The sequence below is a fragment of the Bacillus sp. EKM202B genome, from assembly GCF_011066025.1.
Taxonomy (GTDB): domain Bacteria; phylum Bacillota; class Bacilli; order Bacillales; family Bacillaceae_G; genus Bacillus_A; species Bacillus_A toyonensis.
Genome location: NZ_JAAMNK010000022.1, coordinates 23078 through 49181, shown reverse-complemented (window position 1 = coordinate 49181; position 26104 = coordinate 23078). Strand labels below are relative to the sequence as shown.

The 26104-nt window shown below is 37.0% G+C and carries 26 protein-coding genes and 1 other annotated feature; of the genes, 23 read left to right on the top strand and 3 right to left on the bottom strand.

Annotated features, from left to right (window positions below; all coding sequences use genetic code 11):
• Window positions 1-6: 6 nt before the first annotated feature.
• From mnmA to G9F74_RS21870, 5 genes are all read left to right on the top strand, one after another.
• Complete coding sequence (gene mnmA / locus G9F74_RS21890; protein WP_001038014.1) at window positions 7-1122, top strand: tRNA 2-thiouridine(34) synthase MnmA; 1116 nt, start codon at window positions 7-9, stop codon at window positions 1120-1122.
• A gap of 110 nt (window positions 1123-1232) precedes the next feature.
• A complete protein-coding gene (locus G9F74_RS21885) occupies window positions 1233-1892 on the top strand; it encodes a tetratricopeptide repeat protein (protein ID WP_000066402.1) in 660 nt (219 codons plus the stop codon).
• Between the two features lie 107 nt (window positions 1893-1999).
• Window positions 2000-4336, top strand: coding sequence for an SF1B family DNA helicase RecD2 (gene recD2, locus G9F74_RS21880; protein ID WP_000528059.1), 2337 nt, complete (start codon window positions 2000-2002; stop codon window positions 4334-4336).
• A 127-nt stretch (window positions 4337-4463) separates the two neighbouring features.
• Window positions 4464-4652 carry a hypothetical protein gene (locus G9F74_RS21875; protein ID WP_000469281.1) on the top strand — a complete coding sequence of 63 codons (189 nt, stop codon included), beginning with the start codon at window positions 4464-4466 and terminating at the stop codon, window positions 4650-4652.
• An 18-nt stretch (window positions 4653-4670) separates the two neighbouring features.
• On the top strand, window positions 4671-4799 hold the full coding sequence (locus G9F74_RS21870) for a YrzQ family protein (RefSeq protein WP_001053553.1): 129 nt from the start codon (window positions 4671-4673) through the stop codon (window positions 4797-4799).
• A gap of 34 nt (window positions 4800-4833) precedes the next feature.
• Here G9F74_RS21870 and G9F74_RS21865 read toward each other — a convergent pair whose 3' ends face one another.
• Window positions 4834-5046, bottom strand: a complete 213-nt coding sequence (locus G9F74_RS21865; RefSeq protein WP_000242555.1) for a hypothetical protein — start codon at window positions 5044-5046, stop codon at window positions 4834-4836.
• A gap of 176 nt (window positions 5047-5222) precedes the next feature.
• On the opposite strand from G9F74_RS21865, the gene G9F74_RS21860 reads away from it, so the two are divergent.
• Window positions 5223-6290 (top strand): AI-2E family transporter, encoded by a 1068-nt coding sequence (locus tag G9F74_RS21860; protein ID WP_000793112.1) that lies wholly within the window; start codon window positions 5223-5225, stop codon window positions 6288-6290.
• Between the two features lie 42 nt (window positions 6291-6332).
• Here G9F74_RS21860 and G9F74_RS21855 read toward each other — a convergent pair whose 3' ends face one another.
• On the bottom strand, window positions 6333-6677 hold the full coding sequence (locus G9F74_RS21855; protein WP_016109123.1) for a PH domain-containing protein: 345 nt from the start codon (window positions 6675-6677) through the stop codon (window positions 6333-6335).
• A gap of 237 nt (window positions 6678-6914) precedes the next feature.
• Window positions 6915-7133, top strand: a binding site (T-box leader).
• A gap of 40 nt (window positions 7134-7173) precedes the next feature.
• Between G9F74_RS21855 and alaS the strand changes: the two genes are divergently transcribed.
• The 12 genes from alaS to G9F74_RS21795 all read left to right on the top strand — a co-directional run bounded on the left by alaS (window position 7174) and on the right by G9F74_RS21795 (window position 19257).
• Complete coding sequence (alaS, locus tag G9F74_RS21850; RefSeq protein WP_000811807.1) at window positions 7174-9816, top strand: alanine--tRNA ligase; 2643 nt, start codon at window positions 7174-7176, stop codon at window positions 9814-9816.
• 76 nt (window positions 9817-9892) lie between these two features.
• The gene (locus G9F74_RS21845) at window positions 9893-10159 is read left to right on the top strand and encodes an IreB family regulatory phosphoprotein (RefSeq protein ID WP_000348591.1); all 267 of its coding nucleotides are present in this window, start codon (window positions 9893-9895) and stop codon (window positions 10157-10159) included.
• A gap of 3 nt (window positions 10160-10162) precedes the next feature.
• Window positions 10163-10576, top strand: coding sequence for a Holliday junction resolvase RuvX (ruvX, locus tag G9F74_RS21840; protein WP_001221202.1), 414 nt, complete (start codon window positions 10163-10165; stop codon window positions 10574-10576).
• A gap of 12 nt (window positions 10577-10588) precedes the next feature.
• The gene (locus G9F74_RS21835; protein WP_000392249.1) at window positions 10589-10867 is read left to right on the top strand and encodes a DUF1292 domain-containing protein; all 279 of its coding nucleotides are present in this window, start codon (window positions 10589-10591) and stop codon (window positions 10865-10867) included.
• A gap of 218 nt (window positions 10868-11085) precedes the next feature.
• Window positions 11086-12156 (top strand): endolytic transglycosylase MltG, encoded by a 1071-nt coding sequence (gene mltG / locus G9F74_RS21830; protein WP_000572128.1) that lies wholly within the window; start codon window positions 11086-11088, stop codon window positions 12154-12156.
• Between the two features lie 203 nt (window positions 12157-12359).
• On the top strand, window positions 12360-13001 hold the full coding sequence (locus tag G9F74_RS21825; protein ID WP_000389100.1) for an O-methyltransferase: 642 nt from the start codon (window positions 12360-12362) through the stop codon (window positions 12999-13001).
• A gap of 7 nt (window positions 13002-13008) precedes the next feature.
• Window positions 13009-13938 carry a peptidase U32 family protein gene (locus G9F74_RS21820; protein ID WP_000742797.1) on the top strand — a complete coding sequence of 310 codons (930 nt, stop codon included), beginning with the start codon at window positions 13009-13011 and terminating at the stop codon, window positions 13936-13938.
• Between the two features lie 18 nt (window positions 13939-13956).
• On the top strand, window positions 13957-15237 hold the full coding sequence (locus G9F74_RS21815) for a peptidase U32 family protein (RefSeq protein ID WP_000217962.1): 1281 nt from the start codon (window positions 13957-13959) through the stop codon (window positions 15235-15237).
• 17 nt (window positions 15238-15254) lie between these two features.
• Window positions 15255-15893, top strand: a complete 639-nt coding sequence (udk, locus tag G9F74_RS21810; RefSeq protein ID WP_000537080.1) for a uridine kinase — start codon at window positions 15255-15257, stop codon at window positions 15891-15893.
• 274 nt (window positions 15894-16167) lie between these two features.
• Window positions 16168-16644 (top strand): transcription elongation factor GreA, encoded by a 477-nt coding sequence (greA, locus tag G9F74_RS21805; protein WP_000102593.1) that lies wholly within the window; start codon window positions 16168-16170, stop codon window positions 16642-16644.
• 91 nt (window positions 16645-16735) lie between these two features.
• The gene (locus G9F74_RS21800; protein ID WP_000702462.1) at window positions 16736-18490 is read left to right on the top strand and encodes a peptidoglycan D,D-transpeptidase FtsI family protein; all 1755 of its coding nucleotides are present in this window, start codon (window positions 16736-16738) and stop codon (window positions 18488-18490) included.
• A gap of 116 nt (window positions 18491-18606) precedes the next feature.
• Window positions 18607-19257 (top strand): YrrS family protein, encoded by a 651-nt coding sequence (locus tag G9F74_RS21795; protein ID WP_000897105.1) that lies wholly within the window; start codon window positions 18607-18609, stop codon window positions 19255-19257.
• Between the two features lie 34 nt (window positions 19258-19291).
• Here the strand turns inward: G9F74_RS21795 and G9F74_RS21790 are convergent, their stop codons facing one another.
• Entirely contained in the window at window positions 19292-19507 is a 216-nt protein-coding gene (locus tag G9F74_RS21790; protein ID WP_000010978.1) for a YrzA family protein, read from the bottom strand.
• Window positions 19508-19643: 136 nt separating this feature from the next.
• Here G9F74_RS21790 and G9F74_RS21785 point away from each other — a divergent pair, with 136 nt between their 5' ends.
• The 5 genes from G9F74_RS21785 (at window position 19644) to adhE (ending at window position 26002) form a co-directional block, all read left to right on the top strand.
• Complete coding sequence (locus G9F74_RS21785; RefSeq protein WP_000536326.1) at window positions 19644-20282, top strand: class I SAM-dependent DNA methyltransferase; 639 nt, start codon at window positions 19644-19646, stop codon at window positions 20280-20282.
• A gap of 14 nt (window positions 20283-20296) precedes the next feature.
• A complete protein-coding gene (gene mtnN / locus G9F74_RS21780) occupies window positions 20297-20992 on the top strand; it encodes a 5'-methylthioadenosine/S-adenosylhomocysteine nucleosidase (RefSeq protein ID WP_001217044.1) in 696 nt (231 codons plus the stop codon).
• An 82-nt stretch (window positions 20993-21074) separates the two neighbouring features.
• Complete coding sequence (locus G9F74_RS21775) at window positions 21075-21998, top strand: O-acetylserine dependent cystathionine beta-synthase (RefSeq protein WP_001103866.1); 924 nt, start codon at window positions 21075-21077, stop codon at window positions 21996-21998.
• A 3-nt stretch (window positions 21999-22001) separates the two neighbouring features.
• Window positions 22002-23135 (top strand): bifunctional cystathionine gamma-lyase/homocysteine desulfhydrase, encoded by a 1134-nt coding sequence (locus G9F74_RS21770; protein WP_001201921.1) that lies wholly within the window; start codon window positions 22002-22004, stop codon window positions 23133-23135.
• A gap of 260 nt (window positions 23136-23395) precedes the next feature.
• Window positions 23396-26002: a bifunctional acetaldehyde-CoA/alcohol dehydrogenase gene (adhE, locus tag G9F74_RS21765; protein WP_016109122.1), complete on the top strand. Its 2607-nt coding sequence runs from the start codon at window positions 23396-23398 to the stop codon at window positions 26000-26002.
• The last annotated feature ends 102 nt before the right edge of the window (window positions 26003-26104 follow it).

Here is a 26104-nt window from a genome sequence, read left to right as displayed (position 1 = left end):
GACATGATGAACAAACTACCTCACGAAACACGCGTTGTCATCGGGATGTCCGGTGGCGTCGATTCATCTGTAGCAGCTCTTTTATTAAAAGAGCAAGGTTATGATGTGATCGGAATTTTTATGAAAAACTGGGATGATACAGATGAGAATGGTGTCTGCACAGCAACAGAAGATTACAATGATGTAATTGAAGTGTGTAACCAAATCGGTATTCCGTATTATGCAGTAAACTTTGAAAAACAATACTGGGACAAAGTATTTACGTACTTCTTAGATGAGTACCGAGCTGGTCGTACACCAAACCCAGATGTAATGTGTAACAAAGAAATTAAATTTAAAGCATTTTTAGAGCATGCAATTGCGCTTGGTGCTGATTATGTAGCGACAGGCCATTATGCACGTGTTGCTTATATGGACGGCGAATATAAAATGCTTCGCGGCGTTGATGACAATAAAGACCAAACGTATTTCTTAAATCAATTAAGCCAAGAGCAATTATCAAAAACAATGTTCCCATTAGGTGAATTAAAGAAACCGCAAATTCGCGAAATGGCGACAGAAGCTGGTTTAGCGACAGCGGCGAAGAAAGATAGTACTGGTATTTGCTTCATTGGCGAGCGTAACTTTAAAGATTTCTTAAGTAACTATTTACCAGCGCAACCAGGTGTGATGCAAACGTTATCTGGTGAAGTGAAAGGAAAACATGACGGTTTAATGTACTATACAATTGGACAACGTCATGGCCTTGGTATTGGTGGTAACGGTGATCCATGGTTCGCTGTTGGGAAAAACTTAAAAGACAACATTTTATATGTTGATCAAGGATTCCATAATGAACTTCTATATGGTGATGAAGTTATCGCTACGAATGTAGGATGGGTAAGTAACAAAGCAAAAGAAACAGAATTTAAATGCACAGCGAAATTCCGCTATCGTCAAGCAGATAATAAAGTAACGGTTCAAATTGTTGATGAAAATACAGTTCGTATTCTTTGTGATGAGCCAATTCGTGCGATTACGCCAGGCCAAGCAGTTGTTTTCTATGATGGAGATGAGTGCTTAGGTGGCGCTACAATTGATGAAGTATATCATAGTGGTAAGAAATTAGATTATTTAGGATAAAACGAGAAGCCTCTGCCGATTAGCGGTTAGAGGTTTCTTTTACATAAAGCGAATTTTCGTTCGCTTGGAAAATACATTCTTTGTTATAATTTGTTGTAGAGGTGAAGGACATGTCAAACAAACTTGAAACAGGTATTCAATATATGCAAGAAGGAAACTGGGAAGAAGCAGCTAAAAATTTTACAGAAGCAATCGAAGAAAATCCGAAAGATGCGCTTGGATATATTAACTTTGCGAATTTATTAGATGTATTAGGTGATAGTGAACGAGCAATTTTATTTTATAAGCGTGCATTAGAGTTAGATGATAAATCTGCGGCTGCTTATTATGGCTTAGGAAACGTATATTACGGTCAAGAGCAATTTGCAGAGGCAAAATCTGTATTTGAACAAGCAATGCAATCGGGCTTACAGTCAGCTGATGTAACATTTATGTTAGGTATTACACATGTGCAACTTGGAAATGATCGTCTTGCATTACCATTTTTACAAAGAGCGACGGAATTAGATGAAGACGATGTAGAAGCTGTTTTCCAATGCGGACTTTGCTTCGCGCGACTAGAACATATTCAAGAGGCAAAACCTTATTTTGAAAAGGTATTAGAAATGGATGAAGAGCATGCAGATGCGTATTATAATTTAGGTGTTGCGTACGTATTTGAAGAAAATAACGAGAAAGCTCTTACTTTATTTAAGAAAGCAACTGAAATTCAGCCAGACCACTTTTTAGCTGGTAATGGTATTCGTTTATTAGAGCAAGAAGCTGAATAAAGTGAAATAATAGTTTAATGCGCAGTTACCCCTCATCTAAAGATTGTGAAAGAGGTGGGGGATGTACTGCTCATTAAGGTGAAAAGAACTCGGGAAGGAGAGGAAAGATGGGAAATCAACATGCCATGGATTTGTTTGAGGAAGAGAAAAAATTTATAAAAGCGCAAGTTCTTCATACCATTTTCCACAACGAAGAAAACCTCTATTCCGTTGTCAGTATGAAAATCATTGAAACGAATGAAACATACGACGAAAAAAAAGTAATGATAAACGGTCATTTTCCCCGTATGCATGAAGATGAAGTGTTTACATTAACAGGTCATTTTAAAGACCACCCGAAGTATGGGAAACAATATTTAGTTGAAACGTTTAAGAAAGAATTGCCGCAAACAAAAGCAGGTATGGTGCAATATTTAGCGAGCGATTTATTTAAAGGGATTGGAAAGCGTACGGCTGAAAAAATCGTAGATCACCTTGGTGAGCATGCCATTTCTAAAATTATGGATGATCCTGATGCGTTAAATGGTGTTGTTAACAAACAAAAAGCACAGGAAATATATGAGACAATTGTGGAGCATCAAGGGTTAGAGAAAGTAATGAGCTTTTTAAATGGTTACGGTTTTGGAACGAAGCTTTCTATTAAAATTTATCAGCAATATAAAGAAATGACATTAGAAGTGATTCGTAATAATCCATATCAACTTATTGAAGAAGTGGACGGGATTGGTTTTGGACGAGCAGATGATATAGGACGTGCGTTAGGTATATCGGGTAATCATGATGACCGTGTACGTGCGGGATGTTTTTATACGTTAGAGAATGTTTCACTGCAGCTCGGTCACGTTTATATGGGGAAAGATCAACTTGTAAGAGAAACGATGTCACTTTTAAATAATCAAGAAGGTAGAGTGACTGAGGAAGACATTATAGGCTGTGTTGAAATGATGCAAAGTGAAGGGAAAGTCATCATTGAAGAAGAACGAGTGTACTTAGCATCGTTATTTTACTCTGAAAAAGGTGTTGTAAAGTCTATTCGTAGGCTTATGAATCAAGAGGAAACCCCTTCATTTCCTGAAGCAGAAATGTTAAAAACATTAGGTGAAATTGAAGAACAGCTGAAGGTGCAGTATGCACCGTTTCAGCAAGAAGCAATTCAAACGGCACTTCATAAGCCGATGATGTTATTGACAGGTGGACCAGGAACGGGGAAAACAACAGTTATTAAAGGAATTGTTGAAATGTACGCGTCCTTGCATGGGGTATCATTAAATCCGAATGAATACAGTGATGATAATCCATTTCCAATATTATTAACGGCTCCAACAGGAAGAGCAGCGAAGCGAATGAGTGAATCTACCGGGCTCCCTGCTTGTACAATTCATCGTCTGCTTGGTTGGACGCCAGAAGGGTCTTTCCAGCGTAATGAAACCGATCCAGTTCAAGGGAAGTTACTCATTATTGATGAGTTTTCGATGGTAGATATTTGGCTTGCAAATCAGCTATTCAAGTCACTTCCGACAAATATTCAAGTTATCGTTGTAGGTGATGAAGATCAGTTGCCATCTGTAGGACCTGGACAAGTGTTAAAAGATTTATTAAATGCAGGAGCCATTCCAACGGTAAAACTTACAGAAATTTATCGTCAGGCGGAAGGTTCGTCTGTTATTCAGCTTGCCCATGCGATAAAAGACGGAACACTTCCACCGGATTTAGCTCAAAATAAAAAAGATCGTTCATTTATCAGCTGTGCAGGGGCTCAAATTGTTGAAGTTGTAAAAAAAGTATGTGAAAACGCGAAGACGAAAGGGTTTAGCGCAAGAGATGTCCAAGTGTTGGCACCTATGTACCGCGGACCAGCAGGTATTAATGTGTTAAATGAAGCTCTTCAAGAAGTGTTTAATCCGAAAAAAGAAAAAAGTAAAGAAATTGCCTACGGTGACGTTGTGTATCGAAGAGGTGATAAAGTACTTCAATTAGTCAATCAGCCGGAAAGCCAAGTATTTAATGGTGATATTGGAGAAATTGTTTCGGTGTTTTATGCAAAAGAAAATGTTGAGCAACAGGACATGATTATCGTTTCATTTGATGGAATCGAAGTAACGTATACAAAGCCGGATTTAAATCAAATTACCCATGCATATTGCTGCTCGATTCATAAATCACAAGGTAGTGAATTTCCAATAGTTATTATGCCGATTGTAAAGAGCTACTACCGTATGTTACGTCGTAATTTAATTTACACGGGCATTACAAGAAGTAAGAAATTCCTTATTATTTGTGGGGAGGAAGCGGCTTTTCAATCCGGTGTAAATCGCCTTGACGATGCAATGCGTCAAACGACTTTAGCTAGTCGTTTGCAAGAATCACAAGGAGAGGTGCAGATGGTAACGGTTAATGGCGAGGAAATGGACGTGGAAAACATTTCACCGTATGATTTCATGTAACGAGGTGAAATTATATAGTGAAACTTTCAAACGTATAACGTTGAAAGGCTCCAGCAATGTATAAATGAATGCGGTTTGGACATAATGGCGAATAGAATCTGGGAGACTGTAAGGAGATGAAAGCCATATGTTTATTTGTCCAAATTGCAAAGGGAAAGACATCGGAAAAATAGGTGTCAACCAATTTTATTGCTGGAATTGTTATATCGAATTATCGGTTTCAAAGGGGAAAATCCATACGCATCAAGTAGAGGAAGATGGTTCATTAAGCTCTCTTGATGATTTATTTGATGAGAACGAAAGAACGATCGGATAACGAAAAGGGGGATTTACTTTGAATCTACGCAATTCATTAATCGCATTAGGTGTTGGAGCTGCAGCATATCAATATGCTCGCAAGCAAGATGTATTTTCAAAACGCAATATGAAAAAAGCACGTAAGATGATTAAATCTTATTTATAAACGTAAAAAACTCCCTTCATGATAAGGGAGTTTTTTATGCGCTCGTATGCAAATATAAAAGTCCAATTTCAGAGAAGAGATAAGATAGACCGTAACACCCAACACCAAGCATTCCGTAATGAAATAATTGCTTCGCCCTCTCTTTTCGTGAGGAACGAATAAAGAAACCTTTCCAAATACCAAATCCGATACAAACCCATTCAAGAATCATAAAAAGTGCTGATAATACGAGCATAAATAAAACCATTATGAGTCCTCCTGATTATATTGTTTCATGCTGCATTCTCAGGGATGGTTGTCCTTGTTATGTTATGTATATGTACGTCTTTACAAAACAGTATGGTCTGTATGAAAAGATTTTAAAAGTTTTGCACATAACCTACCCTATTTATTTTCAAAATAAAGGTGGAGGAGGTTTTTCGTGTGAAGAATCTTAAAATCATTTGGATATACCGTTTAGGATTATTGTTACTTGTATTTCTTTGTTTGCTTGTCTTCTTAAAGATCAAGCCACTATGGGCGCCGATTATTTTTGTATGTAAAGTGGCGATTACACCGTTTCTTATCGCTTGTTTTATTGCGTATTTATTGCATCCTTTAATTGAAAAAATTCATAAGGAAGGGATGCCGCGCACACTCGCTATTTTGCTCATTTACATCCTGTTCTTTGGCGGGATTGGCTATGGGATTTATAAAGGAACGCCAGTTGTTATTAAACAGTTACAAGAAATTAATGAACAATTTCCGCAGTTCACAAAAATGTATGATTCTTGGATGGATGGCGTTACAGAACAAACAGCGAATTTCCCATCATTTATTCATGAAAAGGTAAAGCAAATTTTCGTTGGTGTAGAAATGAAGATACAAACGCTTTTAAATAAAGTTATGAGCACAGCCCGTGGTGTACTGGATTCATTGCTCATTATTTTCTTGATTCCGTTCATTGTATTTTACATATTAAAAGATTACGGTGAGTTTTATCATATCTTTTGGAAACTAGTTCCGAGTAAGTGGCGTAGTACGGGTCAAATGCTTGCGAAAGAAATTGATAAATCACTCGGAAGTTATATTCGAGGACAGTTATTTGTTTGCTTAGTATTAGGGGGAGTATCTGTTCTTTCTTTTTGGTTTATCGGTATGAAGTATCCATTGCTGCTCGGCATTATTATTGGGGTAACGGATATAATCCCATACTTTGGTCCTATTTTAGGGGCGATTCCCACGTTGATGATTGCGGCAACGGTATCAACGAGTTTACTCATTAAGGCGGGGATTACAATTGCTATTTTGCAATTTTTGGAAAGTAACATTTTATCGCCTTACATCGTTGGTAAGTCGCTTCGTATGCACCCCGTTATTATTATGCTTGCCTTACTAGTTGGAGGAGAGATAGCCGGGATTGTAGGATTGCTAATATCGGTTCCGATTTTAGCAGTTATTCGTACAGTGATTGTTCATGTGAGGCCTCTTTGGAAAAGAGAAGATGTTTAAAATGAAGCCCTCTATTTAAAAAATAGAGGGCTAATCATATGATTATTTAGGGAGCTGATTTTTTATTTTTTGAACAAAAGAGCTCACATCAGTTGTTTGAATATGTTTTATTCTTTTCCATTCCGTATCATACATAAATACAATTTGATTGCTGAAAAGGCGCTTTTGTTCTTTTAGATTAGAAATTTTTGCGAAAGCGTACTCTTCAAATATTGGATTCTTACTTACATCTGGTCCATAAAAGAATAGCCTTTTGTCCGTTAAAATCAATAGGCCTGGCCTTGCGACGGAACGATAAATAAATATGTCTAATGAACATGCTGCATAAAAAAGAATTTTTTCATCAGTTGTTAACATTTCTCTAGCTTGATTCAATAAAGTTGTCATTGTAATCGCTCCTTTATTGTTAATAATTTAATTATAACAAATAATTTAATATTTAGAAATTTGTATAAAGTATTTTTTGTGAGGAGATTCCTATTTAGTAATAAATGCATAATATATTGAAAGGCTGTTAAGAATGAATAGTAGAATAACTATGAGTAATAAACAATTGATACAATATAAATGATTATCTACATTGACAAACTTAAGAGAATTCTATTATATTTAGTCATATAATACATTAAATCAATGACGGAACAAGTACGTTACAGTCCATTTGTAGAGAGAAGCTTCCACTGGCTGAAAGGAGCTTTAAATGAAGGGTAACAGAAAGCTAATCCTGAGAGCAGCTAATCACTGCCGTCTTGCCACGTTACGGCACCATGAGGTGATGAATTGATTGTTATAATAATCAATTCATAATTAGGGTGGTATCGCGAGTTAACTCTCGTCCCTTTTATAGGGGCGGGAGTTTTTTATATTTAAGGAGGAAAATACAATGAAACAACTAACAGGCGCACAAATTCGTCAAATGTTTTTAGACTTTTTCCAAGAAAAAGGACATGCAGTAGAACCTAGTGCATCACTAGTTCCACATGAAGATCCATCTCTTCTATGGATTAACAGTGGTGTAGCAACATTAAAAAAATATTTTGATGGACGCGTAATCCCGCAAAATCCACGTATTACAAATGCTCAAAAATCAATTCGTACAAACGATATTGAAAACGTAGGGAAAACAGCTCGTCACCATACATTCTTTGAAATGTTAGGGAACTTCTCGATCGGTGATTACTTCAAAGAAGAAGCAATTACTTGGGCTTGGGAATTTTTAACGAGCGACAAGTGGATTGGATTCGATAAAGAATTACTATCAGTTACAATCCATCCGGAAGATGAAGAAGCATTTACAATTTGGAATGAGAAGATGGGTGTTCCAAAAGAGCGCATCATCCGCTTAGAAGAAAACTTCTGGGATATCGGTGAAGGACCAAGTGGACCGAATACAGAGATTTTCTATGATCGCGGGGAAGCTTACGGTAATGACTTTAGTGACCCAGAATTATATCCGGGCGGAGAAAACGAGCGTTACTTAGAAGTATGGAACCTTGTATTCTCTCAATTTAACCATAATCCAGACGGTTCATATACACCACTTCCTAAGAAGAACATTGATACAGGGATGGGTCTAGAGCGTATGACATCTATCGTTCAAGATGTACCTACGAACTTTGATACGGATCTATTCATGCCAATGATTGGTGCAACAGAATCAATTTCTGGTGAGAAGTATCGTAATGGAGACTTAGAAAAAGATATGGCGTTTAAAGTCATTGCTGACCATATTCGTACAGTAACATTCGCTGTTGGTGACGGTGCTCTTCCATCTAACGAAGGCCGTGGTTATGTATTACGTCGTTTATTACGCCGTGCTGTTCGTTATTCTAAGAAATTAAACATCAACCGTCCATTCATGTTTGAATTAGTACCGGTTGTTGGAGAAGTAATGAAAGACTTCTATCCAGAAGTACTGGAAAAGAAAGATTTCATCGCAAAAGTTGTGAAAAATGAAGAAGAACGCTTCCACGAAACACTTCATGATGGTGAAGCAATTTTAGCTGAAGTTATTGCAAAAGCGAAAGAAGAAAAAACAACTGTTATTTCTGGCGTAGATGCGTTCCGTTTATACGACACGTACGGTTTCCCAATTGAATTAACAGAAGAATATGCAGAAGAAGCTGGTATGACAGTTGACCATAAAGGTTTTGAAGCTGAAATGGAAAAACAACGTGAGCGTGCACGTGCTGCTCGTCAAGACGTTGATTCTATGCAAGTTCAAGGCGGTGTACTTGGTGAAGTTAAAGTAGCGAGCGAATTCGTTGGTTACGGTACAGTTGCAACAGAAAGTAACATTGTTGCACTTGTGAAAAACGGTGAGTATACAGATAGCTTACAAGCAGGTGAAGAAGGACAGTTAATGCTTGATGTAACACCATTCTATGCTGAGAGCGGCGGACAAATTGCAGACCGTGGTTACCTTCTTGCTGATGGCGTGAAAGTTGTTGTAAAAGATGTACAAAAAGCACCAAATGGTCAAAACTTACACAAAGTAGTTGTGGAAGAAGGTACATTAACGAAAGGTGCGGCTGTAAAAGCTGTTATCGATACGAAAAACCGTAGTAGCGTTGTGAAAAACCATACAGCAACTCACTTACTACACCAAGCGTTAAAAGATGTACTTGGAACGCATGTTAACCAAGCAGGTTCTCTTGTAACTTCTGAACGTTTACGCTTTGACTTCTCTCACTTCGGTCAAGTACAAGCTGACGAATTAGAAAAAATTGAGCGTATCGTAAACGAGAAAATTTGGGAAAGTATTAACGTTGAGATTTCTCAAAAATCAATCGAAGAAGCGAAAGAAATGGGTGCAATGGCATTATTCGGTGAAAAATACGGTGATGTTGTACGCGTTGTACAAGTAGGCGATTACAGCTTAGAGCTTTGCGGTGGTTGTCACGTTGATAACACAGCTTCTATCGGTATTTTCAAAATCGTTGCTGAGTCTGGTATCGGTGCAGGAACTCGTCGTATTGAGGCGGTAACTGGTAAGTCTGCATACGAATTAATGAACGATCAAGTAGGTTTATTAAAAGAAGCAGCAGGAAAAATGAAAACAAATCCGAAAGATATTTTAACGAGAGTTGATGGCTTATTTGCTGAAGTGAAACAACTTCAAAAAGAAAATGAATCTCTTGCTGCAAAATTAAGCAATATCGAAGCTGGAAACTTAACTGATTCAGTAATGACAGTTGATGGCGTAAACGTATTAGCAGCGAAAGTAAATGTTGCAGATATGAACAACTTACGTACGATGATGGATGACCTTAAAAATAAATTAGAGTCTGCAGTTGTTGTATTAGTGTCTGTAAATGACGATAAAGTAAACATTTTAGCTGGCGTAACGAAAGATTTAATTAGCCAAGGTTACCATGCTGGTAAACTTGTGAAAGAAGTAGCTTCTCGTTGTGGCGGTGGCGGTGGTGGCCGTCCTGATATGGCTCAAGCGGGCGGTAAAAACCCAGCACAAGTTGAAGAAGCTTTAGCATTTGTACAAGAGTACGTTAAATCTGTTTCAAAATAAAGAGATAGTAGTGTACAATGGTAGGGAGAGGAGAAGTTCTTCTCCCTATACTTACTATATAAGTGAGGTGCTTGAAATGGACGGTTTTGATAAAACAATGAAGTTTAGCATTCAAGATGAAAAACAGAGTGTCCATGTAAATGATGTACTTTTAACTGTGTATGATGCACTTCAAGAAAAAGGCTATAATCCGATTAACCAAATCGTCGGTTATTTATTAAGTGGAGATCCAGCATACATACCTCGCCATAAAGATGCACGAAGCATCGTTCGCAAACTTGAACGTGATGAGATAATTGAAGAGCTTGTGAAGTCTTACTTGAAACATCATCGTGAGGAGTAGTTTATGCGGATATTAGGTTTAGATGTAGGTACAAAAACAGTCGGAGTTGCAATGAGCGACGAAATGGGCTGGACAGCACAAGGATTGGAAACAATCAAGATTAACGAAGAACGAGGTCACTTTGGTTTTGACCGTATTTCTGAGTTAGTAAAGCAGTACAATGTGGACAAAATAGTAGTAGGTTTACCTAAAAATATGAATGGTACAATTGGCCCACGTGGTGAAGCGTGCCAGCAATTTGCAGAAAACCTACGAGAGCTGTTACAATTAGACGTTGTAATGTGGGACGAGCGTTTGTCGACGATGGCGGCGGAGCGTCTACTCATTTCAGCTGATGTAAGTCGTAAGAAGCGAAAGCAAGTAATCGATAAGATGGCTGCAGTCGTAATCTTACAAGGATTTTTAGATAGTAAATAAGAGGTGACCAAAATGGAAGAAAATCAAATTACAATTGTAGACGAAAAAGGTAACGAACATTTATGTGAGATTGTTTTCACTTTTGATGCTGAAAAATTTGGCAAAAAATCATATGTAGTCTTCTCTCCAATCGGTGAAGTAGACGAAGATGGAGACCAAATTTATGATGCAATGGCTTATGAGCAAAATGAAGAAGAGGGCGGAACTTTACTTCCAATCGAATCTGAAGAAGAGTGGGAAATGGTACAAGAAATGTTCAACACTCTAGCTGATGAGCAAGAAGCTGAATAATAAGTACTGAGAAGATGGACGATATATAGTCCATCTTTTTTTATATGTAAAATGAAAGATTTTTTGTCGAAACTGTGTAATCCTTTGTAGTATAATGAGACGGATTGTAGAAAAATAAAATATCTGTCAAAAAATGATAGGTAAGTTTATTGTGATTTTTCATCGTGTTGTATAGAAAGACGTACATATGGCCTACAATTGAATAAGGAGGAAGAGTTTTGATAGAGAATCAAGTGAAAAAGAAGCGTAGACGCATTTTTTTATTTTCGATTATTGCACTGCTTTTAGTTTGTGGTTCAGTCTATGCGTATATTTCATCGGCATTAGGACCAGTTGATAGCGGGAATAAAAAAGAGATTGAAGTAGAAATTCCGAAAGGATCATCTACTAGTAAAATTGGTGAAATTTTAGAAGAAAAGGGTGCTGTGAAAAACGGTACAGTTTTTAGCTTTTATACAAAGGCTAAATCAAAAAACTTACAAGCTGGTACATATTTATTAAATCCTTCAATGAGTGCCTCAGATGTCATTGAACAAATGTCATCTGGTAATGTACATCGTCCAGCTCTGTATAAAGTGACGATAAAAGAAGGAGCGCAAGTAACTGAAATTGCAGAAACGGTTGCGAGTGAATTAAAGTGGAATAAAGATGATGTTACGCGTCAATTAAACGATAAAGCATTTATTCAAAAAATGCAGCAAAAGTATCCGAAGTTATTAACGGATAAAATCTTTGATAGTAATATTAAATATCCATTAGAAGGGTATTTATATCCTGCGACGTATTCGTTCTATAAGAAAGATACAACGTTAGAAGAAATCGTAATTCCAATGCTTGAGAAAACAAATGCAATCATTGTTCAAAACGAGGCGAAAATGAAAGCGAAGAACTGGGATGTTCATCAGCTTTTAACATTGTCTTCACTGATTGAAGAAGAGGCGACTGGTTTTACAGATCGCCAAAAGATTTCTAGTGTTTTTTATAATCGCTTAGCAAAAGGTATGCCCCTTCAAACAGATCCAACGGTATTATACGCGCTTGGAAAGCATAAGCAACGTGTATTATACGAGGATTTAAAGGTGAATTCACCGTATAATACGTATGTTGTAAAAGGATTACCAGTTGGACCGATTGCGAACTCTGGTAAACATTCAGTGGAAGCTGCGTTAGAACCTGCGCAAACAGATTATTATTATTTCTTAGCTGCACCAAGTGGTGAAGTGTACTATGCGAAAACATTAGAAGAGCATAATGCATTAAAGCAAAAATATATTACGAAAAAACAGTGAAATGGGGAGGGATAGCGAAAAAGGTCGCACATCCCTCTTTTTTGTGGTAAAATATATCGGGTTAAAAACTGGCAGAAGAATCGTTTTTAATATCAAAACGGGACGTACAAGCTAAGGGTAAAGCTGGCTTGTATTTTTATTGCATTCTATGTGTGAAAAGACGTCATAGAGGCACTTCTCCATGTAAATAAGGAGGACCATTTATGGAGGATGCAGTTAACGAGTACCTATTATCATTTATTGATCCAAAAGATAAATTAATTCTTGAAATGGAAGAATATGCAACAGAAAATCATGTGCCGATTATGGATCGACTTGGAATGGAATTTATGCTGCAATTTTTACGTTTAATTGGACCGAAAAGCATTTTAGAGCTTGGTACAGCAATTGGCTATTCTAGTATTCGTATGATGCAAGCTATTCCAAATTCACGCATTGTGACAGTTGAGCGCAATCGTGAACGATATGAAAAAGCACTTGAATATATAGAACGTTCCCCAGTAAAAGAACGTATTTCAGTTATATACGGTGATGCGTTAGAGACGGGTGAACAAGTAAAAGAACACGGAACATTTGACGTTATTTTTATTGATGCAGCAAAAGGACAATATCGTCGCTTTTTTGACTTATATGAACCGTTATTAAACCCTGGTGGCGTAATTATTTCAGATAATGTTATGTACCATGGTCTTGTAACGACAAAAGAGAAAATTGAAAATAGACGTACACGTGGTTTAATCCGTCGTATTAAGACGTACAATGAATGGCTTATGAACCATGAAGGATATGATACAACGATTTTCCCAATTGGAGATGGAGTAGCTGTTAGTAAAAAGAGAGGATGACCAAGGTATGAAGAAACCTGAATTGTTAGTAACGCCAAGAGCGGTGGCGGATATCGAACCTCTTGCGAAAGCAGGAGCAGATGCAGTAATGATCGGTGAACAAAAGTTTGGTTTACGTTTAGCAGGGGAATTTTCACGTGAAGATGTAAAAAAATCTGTTAAAATTGCACATGAAAATGGTGTGAAAGTATACGTAGCAATGAATGCTATGTTCCATAATGATAAAGTAGAAGAATTAACAGATTACGTTGCATTTTTAAACGAAGTACATGTAGATGCAATTGTCTTCGGAGATCCAGCGGTATTAATGGCTGTTCGTGAAGTAGCACCAAATATGCAACTGCACTGGAATACAGAAACGACAGCAACAAATTGGTTCACTTGTAACTACTGGGGTCAAAGAGGAGCGAAGCGTGCTGTATTAGCTCGTGAGCTTAGCTTAGATGAAATTGTTGATTTAAAAGAAAATGCTGAAGTGGAACTTGAAGTGCAAATTCACGGTATGACTTGTATGTTCCAATCGAAGCGTTCGTTAGTAGGAAACTACTTTGAGTATCAAGGACGTAATCTTGACATTGAAAAGAAAAAATATGAAGAGAATATGTTCTTGTATGACCCAGAGCGTAACAATAAATATCCAATTTATGAAGATGAAAATGGTACTCACATTATGAGTCCGAATGATATTTGTTTCATCGATGAATTAGAGGAACTAATTGAGGCTGAAGTTGATAGCTTAAAAATCGATGGTGTACTAAAAAGCTCTGAATACATTATTGAAGTAACGAAGAAATATCGTCAAGCGATTGATTTGTGTGTGGAAGATCGTGATGCGTATTATGACGTGAAAGATGATCTATATAAAGAAATAGAAGAAATGCAACCAGTAAATCGTCCATTAGATACAGGATTCTTCTTTAAAGAAACGGTTTACTAAACGAGGAGGGTGTAGGAAATGACTGTACAAGAAATTTCACGAGTGATCGATGGCAAGCGCGTTATTGTGAAGAAACCTGAACTGTTAATCCCTGCGGGTAACTTAGAAAAATTAAAAGTAGCTATCCATTATGGGGCAGATGCTGTATATTTAGGTGGACAAGAATTTGGTCTTCGTTCTAATGCAGGTAACTTTACGCTAGAAGATATGGCAGAAGGCGTTGAATTTGCAAAGAAATATGGAGCGAAAATATACGTAACAACAAATATTTTCGCACATAATGAAAATATGGACGGGCTAGAGGAATATTTAAAAGGGATTGAAAAAGCTGGTGTAACGGGAATTATCGTTGCAGATCCGCTTATTATTGAGACGTGTAAACGTGTAGCGCCTTCTGTTGAGGTGCATTTAAGTACACAACAATCGCTATCCAACTGGAAAGCAGCACAGTATTGGAAAGAAGAAGGTTTACATCGTCTTGTATTAGCTCGTGAAGCAAGCTATGAAGAAATGAAAGAAATTAAAGACAAAGTGGACATTGAAATTGAAGCATTCGTCCATGGTGCAATGTGTATCGCATATTCAGGAAGATGTACATTAAGTAACCATATGACAGCGCGTGATTCTAACCGTGGTGGTTGTTGTCAATCTTGTCGCTGGGACTATGACTTAGTTCAAACGGTATCACAACATAAAGATGCAAAAGAGCTTCCTTTATTCCAAGAAGAAGATGCTCACTTTGCGATGAGTCCAAAAGATTTAAATTTAATCTTGTCAATTCCGAAAATGATTGAAATTGGAATTGATAGCTTAAAAGTTGAAGGACGTATGAAATCTATCCATTACGTAGCGACTGTAGCAACTGTATATCGCAAAGTAATTGATGCGTATTGTGCGGATCCGGATAACTTTGAGTTTAAACAACAATGGTTAGATGAGCTTGATAAATGTGCAAATCGTGATACAGCTCCTGCATTCTTTGAAGGGGTTCCAGGACATCAAGAGCAAATGTTTGGAAATCATAGTAAGAAAACAACGTATGATTTTGCTGGTTTAGTGTTAGATTATAATGAAGAAACGGGCATCGTAACGCTTGAGCAACGTAATCACTTCAAACCAGGACATGAAGTGGAGTTCTTTGGACCAGAAATAGAAAACTTTACGCAGACGGTGGAGAAAATTTGGGATGAGGATGGAAACGAATTAGATGCAGCGAGACATCCGTTGCAAATCGTGAAATTCAAAGTGGATCAACCAGTGTATGTGAATAATATGATGCGCAAAAACATACTTCAATAAGAAAGAGTGGTAGTCGAATGGGGACGAATAAGCCTGTTGTAATTGGAATCGCTGGTGGTTCAGGATCAGGAAAAACAAGTGTAACGAAAGCGATTTTTGACCATTTTAAAGGTCATTCCATTTTAATCTTGGAGCAAGATTATTATTACAAAGATCAAAGCCATTTACCGATGGAAGAGCGTTTAAAAACAAATTATGATCATCCGCTTGCGTTTGATAATGATCTGTTAATTGAACATTTGCAGCAGTTGCTTGCATATGAGCAAATTGATAAGCCTGTATATGACTATACATTGCATACGCGTTCAGAAGAAATTATTCCAGTTGAGCCGAAAGATGTAATCATTTTAGAAGGAATTCTTATTTTAGAAGACCCACGTCTTTGTGAGTTGATGGACATTAAGTTATTCGTTGATACAGATGCAGATCTTCGTATCCTGCGCCGCATGCAGCGTGATATTAAAGAGCGCGGTCGTACGATGGATTCAGTTATTGATCAATACGTAACTGTTGTGCGTCCAATGCACAATCAATTTATTGAGCCTTCTAAGAAATTTGCGGATATTATTATCCCTGAAGGTGGACAAAACCATGTTGCAATTGATATTATGGTGACAAAAATTGCAACAATTCTTGAACAAAAAGTAAATTTGTAATAGCATAGTAAAAGATATACGATAGGAAGGGATTTTTTCCCTTCCTATCGAATACAATGAAGCATGCAACCTCATCTATATATAGGTGAGGGCATATTTATATCAACTTTCCATACATATCTTCTTTAAAAGAAGAATTGGAAATACGGGGTTGTATGTGACAACTCCGCTAGTGCAAGGGTACTAGAAACCTCCGCTAACAATGGAAGCGGAGGAGTTTTCATATGGAACTCCTCTTTTTTCGGGGGATTGGTATATAAAAGGAGTGGAAAATATGTCAACAGAAAAAACATACCCTATGACGCAAGAGGGTAAGCAAAAATTAGAGAACGAAGTTGAGCAATTAAAAACAGTAAGACGTAAAGAAGTAGTAGAGCGTATTAAAATCGCGCGTAGCTTCGGCGATCTTTCTGAGAACTCTGAGTACGATGCAGCGAAAGATGAGCAAGCGTTCGTAGAAGGACGTATTACACAATTAGAAAACATGATTCGTAACGCAGTTATCATCGAAGATAATGGCGAAGAATCTACTGTCGTTACATTAGGTAAAACAGTAACATTTAAAGAATTACCAAATGGAGATGAAGAAGCTTACACAATCGTAGGTAGCGCGGAAGCTGACCCATTCGAAGGAAGAATTTCTAACGATTCTCCAATCGCAAAGAGCTTATTAGGTAAGCAAATTGGTGAGAAGGTAGCAATTCAAACACCAGGCGGAGAAATGCAAGTAGAGATTATCTCTGTTAAATAATAAAAATCACTCGTGTAAAAACGAGTGGTTTTTTTATTTGTATAAAAGGTTAAACACCTCGTCCAAACTATAATAGGCGAGGTGTTTTTTTATGAAAATAAGACGGAGAATTACAGTTGTTTTAATTTGTTTTATATGTGTGATGTTTTTATTACTTTGTCGTTTACTCCAAATACAGATTATAGATACTGAATCTTTTACTGATCGAAATATTAATTTAATCGAAAGAAGCGTTACGCAACGAACACAATCACTTACAGTAGATAATGGAAGAGGACATTTTACAGATCGGAATGATAAAGAAATTGGTGAAGAGAAATACCCAGTTTTAATTATTTTTCCTTTTTTACAAATAAAAAATGACATGTTAAAGAAAATTGCGCATATCATTGGTGTGTCGAGACAAGAGATCAAAATACAAATGAAAGATAAAAAAAATGCATTTATACTCCAAAGAGGAAATGAGCCATTTCCTTTAGTACGAGAGCAGATGGAGAAGATTAATCAATTAAATGTATTGGGCATTGTAGCGGCTGAAGTTCGATTAAAACAAACTGGAGGGACAAATCATTTAGTGGGTGAAGTGGGGGAGAATGAACGAGAATTCCAAAAGCGATATGGAGAAGTAGAAAAAATTTCAAAACAAACGCCAATTGGTATTTCTGGATTACAGCAATCTTTTGATGAATTTTTATTAACTGATGGAGAGGCAAAAGTATTGTATCAAGTGGACCGGCAAGGAGAACCGATTTTTGGAAAACAGGCGAAATACACTTCGCCAGGAAATCCATTTTATCCAGTTACAATTCAAACTACTTTACATAAAGAGTTGCAGCAAAAAGCTGAAGAGACAATTGAAAAAAGTGAAATAAAGAAGGGGGGATTAGTATTACTTGATGTAAAAACAAATGAAATACTAGCGATGGTTAGCAAACCATCTTTACAGGTTAAAAACGAAAGATTATATAAAGCTACACTTGAAAATCAAATGTTAACACCGCATTTTCCTGGTTCTGTTTTTAAAACAGTAGTTGCAACGGCAGCGATTGATCAAAATATAAATGTATTGAATCGCACATTTAATTGTAATAAAGATTTATATGGTGAAAACGACCCACAAGTTTTGATGGGAACACTTAGTTTTAAAGGGAGCTTTGCTAGAAGCTGTAACAGGGCATTCTCACAGTTAGGTAACGAGCTAATACAAAAGGATAAGATGGTGTTAGAAACGTACGTAGCGGCTTTAGGAGCAGTTGGAAAGGTTGGTTGGAACGGTTCGGTATTTCATACATCGCGTTTCGAGCAAATGCCAGAGGAGAAGAGTGCTATTATCTGGGGGAGTGAGGAAAATAAGACTAGTAAAAAAGCGGTAGCGCAAACAGCAATTGGACAGAAAGATGTACGTATATCACCTCTAGCAATCGCTAATATGATGGCGACGATTGCTAGGAATGGAGAAAAAATGGAAGTGAAAGCTGTTAAAAAAATAGTGTATAAAAATGGAAGTGACTTTTTTACATTTGAAAACCATAAATTAAATGGAAAACAGCTTTCTTATGAAACAGTAAAAACATTACAAGAGTTATTAAGAGGCGTTGTAACAACAGAGAAAGGAACAGGAGCAGCATTCAGGTCGTTGCCACTAAGTGTCGCTGGAAAATCTGGGACAGCACAAACAGGGAAAGGGATGAAGGTCAATCGCTGGTTTGCAGGTTATTTTCCATATGAAAATCCAAGATATGCTTTAGTTGTCGTTGATATAGAAACGGACAGCAGTGTAAATAAAGTCACATCCATTTTCAAAGATATCGTAGAAGAAATCCATCGATTAGAGAATGAAAAGTAATCTTGCAATTCATAGTGAAATGTTTTCATTTCATGAAAATATTATTGTAAATGTTCAACCTTTCTAGATTTAATGTTACAATAGCAAGTATGAAAAACTGCATGGAGGTTTGAAGAATGGCAGGAGGATCTAGATTCCAACAGAAACAACAAAAACGTCGTCAAAACGGTGTTTTAAATATTGCAATCGCTATTGTATTAGTGGCAGTAGCTATTGTAGCATATCAATTGTTCGTTCCTGACACAAAAGAGCAAGCGTCTTCTAATGATAAAAAGGTAGCTCAGCAAACAACAAAAGAAAATAAAGCTGAGAAAGCTAAAGGTAAAGAAGAGACGAAGAAGGACGAACAAGAGAAGGCAGAGGCTAAGAAGAAGGAAGAAGAAGAGAAGCAAAAGGCTGAAGAAGAAAAGCAAAAAGCTGAAGAAGAAGCGAAAGCTAATGAGAAAGTGGCAGCTGAAAAAACACAGCCAAAGGCAACAGATGCTTATACGAAACCTTCTTGGAAGCCAGTAGGTACAGAGCAAGGTGCAACACCTGCGATGACGTTTAACAAAGGTACAGCAGATTGGAATGAGATGAATCAAGCGATTTCCGCTGCAATCGACGTTCCGGTAGAGCAATTAGTTATTCATAGAATCGGAAATAACGGTAAGAATAAAGCTTACGGCAACGTACAAGATAAGCAATCAGGTAAAAAATATTATGTAAATATTGATTGGGTAGAAAATGAGGGCTGGAAACCAGTGCTTGTTCAAACTCTAAACTAAAAAAGAGAAGCTCCTAGGAGCTTCTCTTTTTTAGTTAGCATAATTTCTTTAATTTAAAATGAACAACCGCGCTGTAATACGGTCTTTTGCTTTCGGGATCCATAACCATTTGATGCGAGATGTGATGAACTTCAAGCATAAGTGCTTTATTATTATCAATTTGTTCACTAATTTTTCTTTCTAAGGAAGCTAAGTCTCCCGCTTCAAAAAATTCTATTTTATCTTCTAACATTTCAAAGGTAAATGACATGAAGATGCCCCCTCTCCTATGTAATCAACTACAGTGTAACAAAGAAAAGAAGGAAATACCACGTGCATTTCAATTGACATTTTTAGAAAGAGGGAATATCATACTGATAAAACCGATAAGAAAAAGGGGAATTTTTATGGGCACAGAATTTAATGGTTTATTTGATGAGTGGGCTCATACGTACGACTCATTCGTACAAGGCGAAGATATACAATATAAAGAAGTTTTCGCCCATTATGAGGACATTTTAGAGGATGTAGTTAACAAGTCATTTGGTAACGTATTAGAATTTGGTGTTGGTACTGGCAATTTAACAAATAAATTATTACTTGCCGGTCGTACAGTTTACGGTATAGAACCGTCGCGTGAAATGCGCATGATTGCAAAAGAGAAATTGCCAAAGGAATTTTCTATTACAGAAGGTGATTTTCTTTCGTTTGAAGTTCCGAATTCAGTTGATACCATTGTAAGCACCTATGCATTTCATCATTTAACAGATGATGAAAAAAATGTAGCTGTTGCGAAGTATAGTCAATTGCTAAACAAAGGTGGTAAAATAGTGTTTGCTGATACGATATTTGCAGATCAAGATGCATATGATAAAACTGTTGAAACAGCAAAACAAAGAGGTTTTCACCAGTTAGCAAACGATTTGCAAACGGAATACTATACACGTATTCCAATCATGCAGACTATATTTGAAAACAATGGCTTCCATGTAACGTTTACGAGATTAAATCATTTCGTTTGGGTAATGGAGGCAACTAAGCAATAGAAAGAGGGATTAGATTGAGAATTGCTGTAATTGGAGCAATGGAAGAAGAAGTACGTATTTTACGTGACAAATTAGAACAAGCAAAAACAGAAACGGTTGCGGGTTGTGAATTTACGAAAGGACTATTAGCAGGACATGAAGTAATCTTGTTAAAGTCTGGTATTGGTAAAGTAAATGCAGCGATGTCAACGACAATTTTATTAGAAAAATATAAGCCTGAAAAAGTAATTAATACTGGTTCAGCTGGTGGATTCCATCATTCTCTAAATGTTGGAGATGTAGTTATTTCAACAGAAGTTCGTCACCATGACGTAGATGTAACAGCATTTAACTATGAATATGGTCAAGTACCAGGAATGCCACCTGGATTTAAAGCTGATGAGGCATTAGTTGCATTAGCTGAGAAATGTATGCAAGCTGAAGAGAATATTCAAGTTGTAAAAGGTATGATTGCAACAGGTGATTCATTTATGAGTGATCCGAACCGCGTTGCAGCAATTCGTGATAAATTTGAAAATCTTTATGCAGTAGAAATGGAAGCGGCAGCTGTTGCACAAGTGTGCCACCAATACGAAGTTCCGTTTGTTATCATCCGCGCACTTTCCGATATTGCTGGTAAAGAATCAAATGTTTCATTTGATCAATTTTTAGATCAAGCAGCCCTTCATTCTACAAACTTTATCGTAAAAGTACTAGAAGAGTTAAAGTAATGTAACAAAAAGGCAACTGTCTCATATAAAGAAAATACATACAGTTGCCTTTTCTTTATTGGCAAATAAGGGGGAGAACACGATGAATGTATATCGTGGAGTTCATGAGTTAATTGGTCATACACCAATTGTAGAAATTACTCGGTTTTCACTTCCAGAAGGGGTCCGTTTATTTGCGAAGCTTGAATTTTATAACCCAGGCGGAAGCGTTAAGGATCGTTTAGGAAGAGAATTAATCGAAGACGCGCTAGAAAAAGGGCTTGTCACGCAGGGTGGAACAATTATTGAACCGACTGCTGGAAATACTGGTATTGGACTGGCACTTGCAGCGTTAGAACATGATTTACGCGTTATTGTTTGTGTACCAGAGAAATTTAGTATTGAGAAACAAGAATTAATGAAAGCGCTAGGCGCAACAGTCGTGCATACACCGACTGAACAAGGAATGACCGGAGCAATTGCAAAAGCAAAAGAGTTAGTAAATGAAATACCGAATTCATACTCTCCAAGTCAGTTTGCGAATGAAGCAAACCCACGTGCTTATTTCAAAACATTAGGTCCTGAACTTTGGAATGCATTGAATGGAGAGATTAACATATTTGTTGCTGGAGCAGGAACCGGCGGTACATTCATGGGAACTGCATCTTATTTGAAAGAAAAAAATATAGATATTAAAACAGTTATTGTAGAACCAGAAGGATCTATTTTAAATGGTGGTAAAGCTGGTTCACATGAAACAGAAGGAATTGGTCTTGAATTTATTCCACCATTTTTGAAAACATCTTATTTTGATGAAATTCATACGATTTCTGATCGAAATGCATTTTTACGAGTAAAAGAATTAGCGCAAAAAGAAGGACTTTTAGTTGGGAGCTCTTCAGGAGCAGCATTTCATGCAAGTTTACTGGAGGCAGAGAAAGCAACACCAGGTACAAATATTGTAACGATTTTTCCTGATAGTAGTGAGCGCTATTTAAGTAAAGACATATACAAAGGATGGGAATAAAAAATGAGAGCAAAGACAAAGTTAATTCATGGTATTCGCATAGGAGAACCTTCAACTGGATCTGTAAACGTACCGATTTATCAAACAAGTACGTATAAACAAGAAGCAGTTGGTAAGCATCAAGGATATGAATATTCACGTACAGGCAACCCAACACGAGCAGCTTTAGAAGAAATGATTGCCGTATTAGAAAACGGTCATGCTGGATTTGCATTTGGTTCGGGAATGGCTGCTATTACAGCAACAATTATGTTGTTCTCAAAAGGTGATCACGTTATTTTAACAGATGATGTTTATGGGGGAACGTATCGTGTTATTACGAAAGTATTAAACCGCTTCGGTATTGAGCATACATTTGTAGATACAACAAACTTAGAGGAAGTTGTAGAAGCAATTCGTCCAAATACGAAAGCGATCTATGTGGAAACACCAACGAATCCACTACTAAAAATTACTGATATTAAGAAAATATCTACTCTTGCTAAAGAGAAAGATTTATTAACAATTATTGATAATACATTCATGACGCCATATTGGCAGTCGCCGATTTCTTTAGGAGCAGACATTGTACTTCATAGTGCAACGAAATATTTAGGAGGTCATAGTGACGTAGTTGCAGGTCTAGTAGTGGTAAATAGCCCACAACTAGCAGAAGACCTTCACTTTGTACAAAACTCAACGGGAGGTATTCTTGGACCACAAGATAGCTTCTTACTACTTCGCGGTTTAAAAACGTTAGGAATTCGTATGGAAGAACATGAAACGAATTCACGCGCAATTGCTGAATTCTTAAATAATCATCCAAAAGTAAATAAAGTATATTATCCAGGCCTTGAATCACATCAAAACCATGAATTAGCAACAGAACAAGCAAACGGATTTGGTGCTATCATCTCATTTGATGTAGATAGTGAGGAAACATTGAATAAAGTACTTGAGAAACTGCAATACTTTACACTTGCTGAAAGCCTAGGAGCAGTCGAAAGTTTAATTTCTATCCCATCTCAAATGACACATGCATCAATTCCAGCAGATCGTCGTAAAGAATTAGGAATTACAGATACATTAATTCGTATCTCTGTCGGAATTGAAGATGGTGAAGATTTAATTGAAGATTTAGCACAAGCGCTAGCATAATAAAAATGCACTGCTAATGTGGAGCAGTGCATTTTTATTATGTTTATTTGTGAAATATTTCACAAATTAGACATACACAAATGAAATGATTTCATGTATATTGAATTCATGAAATGTTATTCACGAATAAATTTGTGAAATATTTCACAAACAATGGGATTCATGTAGGACGGTAACTCTATTTTTTTTCGCTAATCGGGACTTCTTATGACCTATAGGGACTTATAAAGACCGTGATAACAGAATAGGAGGAAATTTACATGGTAGTCAAAGAGAAAGTTGTAAATGAAATGCAAGAGGTAAAAGAGATGATTGATACGTTAGTAAATAATGGTCAAGAAGCTTTACAAGCATTAGAAAGTTTTACACAAGAACAGATTGACAACATTGTTCATGAAATGGCACTAGCAGGTGTTGATCAACATATGTCGCTTGCAAAATTGGCTGTTGAAGAAACAGGCCGTGGTGTCTATGAAGACAAATGCATAAAAAATATTTTTGCCACTGAATATATTTGGCATAGTATAAAGCAAGATAAAACGGTAGGAGTTATTCATGAAGATCCTCATGAAGAAATAATAGAAATTGCGGAACCAGTCGGTGTAGTAGCTGGAGTAACGCCAGTAACGAATCCAACGTCAACAACAATGTTTAAAGCATTAATCGCGATAAAAACGAGAAATCCAATTATTTTCGCATTTCATCCTTCTGCACAAAATTGTTCCGTTGCAGCGGCCAAAACAGTATATGATGCAGCGGTGAAGGCGGGTGCGCCAAAGCATTGTATTCAATGGATTGAAAGACCATCTGTCGAAGCAACGAAACAATTAATGAACCATGATGGTGTCGCACTCGTTCTAGCAACTGGAGGCGCTGGTATGGTGAAATCGGCTTATTCTACTGGTAAACCAGCACTAGGTGTAGGTCCTGGTAATGTACCGTGTTATATAGAGAAATCAGCACATGTAAAACGAGCTGCTAATGATTTAATTTTATCGAAAACATTTGATAACGGTATGATTTGTGCATCGGAACAGGCAATCATTATCGATAAAGAAATTTATGATGATGTCAAAACAGAAATGATTGCAAATAATTGTTACTTTGTAACAGAGGAGGAGAGAAAGAAATTAGAAAAGCTCGTTATAAATGAAAATACATGTGCAGTAAATAGTGATATTGTAGGGAAATCTGCACAGTATATTGCCGAATTAGTTGGGATTACTGTGCCTGAACATACAAAAATACTTGTAGCTGAAATTAAAGGAATTGGGGCAGCGTATCCACTATCTCGTGAGAAACTGAGCCCAGTATTAGCTTGTGTAAAAGCGAATTCATTAGAAGAAGGATTTACATATTGCGAAGAAATGTTGAATCTTGGAGGTTTAGGGCATTCAGCAGTCATTCATTCTACAAATAAAGAAGTACAAAAACAATTTGGTTTACGTATGAAAGCTTGCCGTCTTATTGTAAATGCACCTTCATCACAAGGCGGAATAGGTGACATATATAATGGGTTTATTCCATCGCTTACACTTGGTTGTGGTTCATATGGGAAAAACTCAGTTTCTCAAAACGTAACAGCGACTCATTTATTAAATATAAAAAGGCTGGCAAATAGAAAAAAGAATATGCAGTGGTTCAAGTTGCCACCAAAAATTTATTTTGAAAAACATGCTACGGCGTATTTAGCAAATATGCCTAATATTTCACGCGCATTTATTGTAACGGATCCAGGAATGGTTGAGCACGGCTATGTAGACACAGTTACGCACTATTTACGTAAGCATGCAAATGATGTGAAAGTTGAAGTGTTCTTTGAGGTCGAGCCAGATCCGTCAGATGAAACTGTTTTTAAAGGTGCGGAAATGATGAGAAGCTTTAAGCCTGATGTAATTATTGCACTTGGTGGCGGTTCAGCTATGGATGCGGCAAAAGGGATGTGGTTATTCTATGAGCATCCAGAAACATCATTCTATGGCATTAAACAGAAATTTTTAGATATAAGAAAACGTACATGTAAATATCCGGAATTAGGAAATAAAGCGCAGTTTGTTGCCATTCCAACAACATCAGGAACAGGGTCAGAAGTGACACCATTTGCGGTTATTACAGATAAGAAAAATAATATAAAGTATCCGCTTGCAGATTATGAATTAACACCAGATGTAGCGATTGTTGATCCGCAATTTGTAATGACAGTACCACCACATGTAACAGCAGATACTGGTATGGATGTTTTAACACATGCAATTGAGGCGTATGTGTCTGTTATGGCAAATGACTATACAGATGGATTAGCATTAAAAGCTATTGATCTCGTATTCAAATATTTACCGAGAGCATATAAAGATGGAAATGATGAAGAAGCAAGAGAAAAAATGCATAACGCTTCTGCAATTGCAGGGATGGCATTTGCAAATGCTTTCCTCGGTATTAATCACAGCTTAGCACATAAGATTGGACCAGAATTCCATATTCCGCACGGACGCGCAAATGCCATTCTAATGCCGCACGTAGTCCGCTATAATGCTATTAAGCCAAGAAAACACGCATTGTTCCCAAAATATGAGTACTTTGTGGCAGATGAAAGATATGCACATATAGCGAGAATGCTCGGGCTTCCAGCAAGTTCGGCAGCAGAAGGGGTGGAATCACTTGTCCAAGCAATTATTGAGCTTGGAAAAAGCTTGAATATTAATATGAGTATTATGGGGCAAGGAGTCGATAAAGAGAAATTTGAAGAGGTTGTTGGAGTATTAGCAGAACGGGCTTTTGAAGACCAATGTACAACAGCTAATCCGAAATTACCGCTCATTTCAGAGTTGAAAGAAATTTATATGGAAGCATATAAAGGTGTGGAATAGATAGGAAAGAGTCGCAATTAAGCGGCTCTTTTTCTTTTGGAAAACATCTCCCCGAATGGCTGCATTTACTTGTCTTTCAGTTTCATAGAATATGATACAGTG

Coding starts and splice junctions, on each gene's coding strand:
- mnmA (WP_001038014.1), top strand. CDS start 7: ATGAACAAACTACCTCACGAAACACGCGTTGTCATCGGGATGTCCGGT.
- G9F74_RS21885 (WP_000066402.1), top strand. CDS start 1,233: ATGTCAAACAAACTTGAAACAGGTATTCAATATATGCAAGAAGGAAAC.
- recD2 (WP_000528059.1), top strand. CDS start 2,000: ATGGGAAATCAACATGCCATGGATTTGTTTGAGGAAGAGAAAAAATTT.
- G9F74_RS21875 (WP_000469281.1), top strand. CDS start 4,464: ATGTTTATTTGTCCAAATTGCAAAGGGAAAGACATCGGAAAAATAGGT.
- G9F74_RS21865 (WP_000242555.1), bottom strand. CDS start 5,046: ATGGTTTTATTTATGCTCGTATTATCAGCACTTTTTATGATTCTTGAA.
- G9F74_RS21855 (WP_016109123.1), bottom strand. CDS start 6,677: ATGACAACTTTATTGAATCAAGCTAGAGAAATGTTAACAACTGATGAA.
- alaS (WP_000811807.1), top strand. CDS start 7,174: ATGAAACAACTAACAGGCGCACAAATTCGTCAAATGTTTTTAGACTTT.
- G9F74_RS21845 (WP_000348591.1), top strand. CDS start 9,893: ATGGACGGTTTTGATAAAACAATGAAGTTTAGCATTCAAGATGAAAAA.
- ruvX (WP_001221202.1), top strand. CDS start 10,163: ATGCGGATATTAGGTTTAGATGTAGGTACAAAAACAGTCGGAGTTGCA.
- G9F74_RS21835 (WP_000392249.1), top strand. CDS start 10,589: ATGGAAGAAAATCAAATTACAATTGTAGACGAAAAAGGTAACGAACAT.
- G9F74_RS21825 (WP_000389100.1), top strand. CDS start 12,360: ATGGAGGATGCAGTTAACGAGTACCTATTATCATTTATTGATCCAAAA.
- G9F74_RS21820 (WP_000742797.1), top strand. CDS start 13,009: ATGAAGAAACCTGAATTGTTAGTAACGCCAAGAGCGGTGGCGGATATC.
- G9F74_RS21815 (WP_000217962.1), top strand. CDS start 13,957: ATGACTGTACAAGAAATTTCACGAGTGATCGATGGCAAGCGCGTTATT.
- udk (WP_000537080.1), top strand. CDS start 15,255: ATGGGGACGAATAAGCCTGTTGTAATTGGAATCGCTGGTGGTTCAGGA.
- greA (WP_000102593.1), top strand. CDS start 16,168: ATGTCAACAGAAAAAACATACCCTATGACGCAAGAGGGTAAGCAAAAA.
- G9F74_RS21800 (WP_000702462.1), top strand. CDS start 16,736: ATGAAAATAAGACGGAGAATTACAGTTGTTTTAATTTGTTTTATATGT.
- G9F74_RS21795 (WP_000897105.1), top strand. CDS start 18,607: ATGGCAGGAGGATCTAGATTCCAACAGAAACAACAAAAACGTCGTCAA.
- G9F74_RS21790 (WP_000010978.1), bottom strand. CDS start 19,507: ATGTCATTTACCTTTGAAATGTTAGAAGATAAAATAGAATTTTTTGAA.
- G9F74_RS21785 (WP_000536326.1), top strand. CDS start 19,644: ATGGGCACAGAATTTAATGGTTTATTTGATGAGTGGGCTCATACGTAC.
- G9F74_RS21775 (WP_001103866.1), top strand. CDS start 21,075: ATGAATGTATATCGTGGAGTTCATGAGTTAATTGGTCATACACCAATT.
- G9F74_RS21770 (WP_001201921.1), top strand. CDS start 22,002: ATGAGAGCAAAGACAAAGTTAATTCATGGTATTCGCATAGGAGAACCT.
- adhE (WP_016109122.1), top strand. CDS start 23,396: ATGGTAGTCAAAGAGAAAGTTGTAAATGAAATGCAAGAGGTAAAAGAG.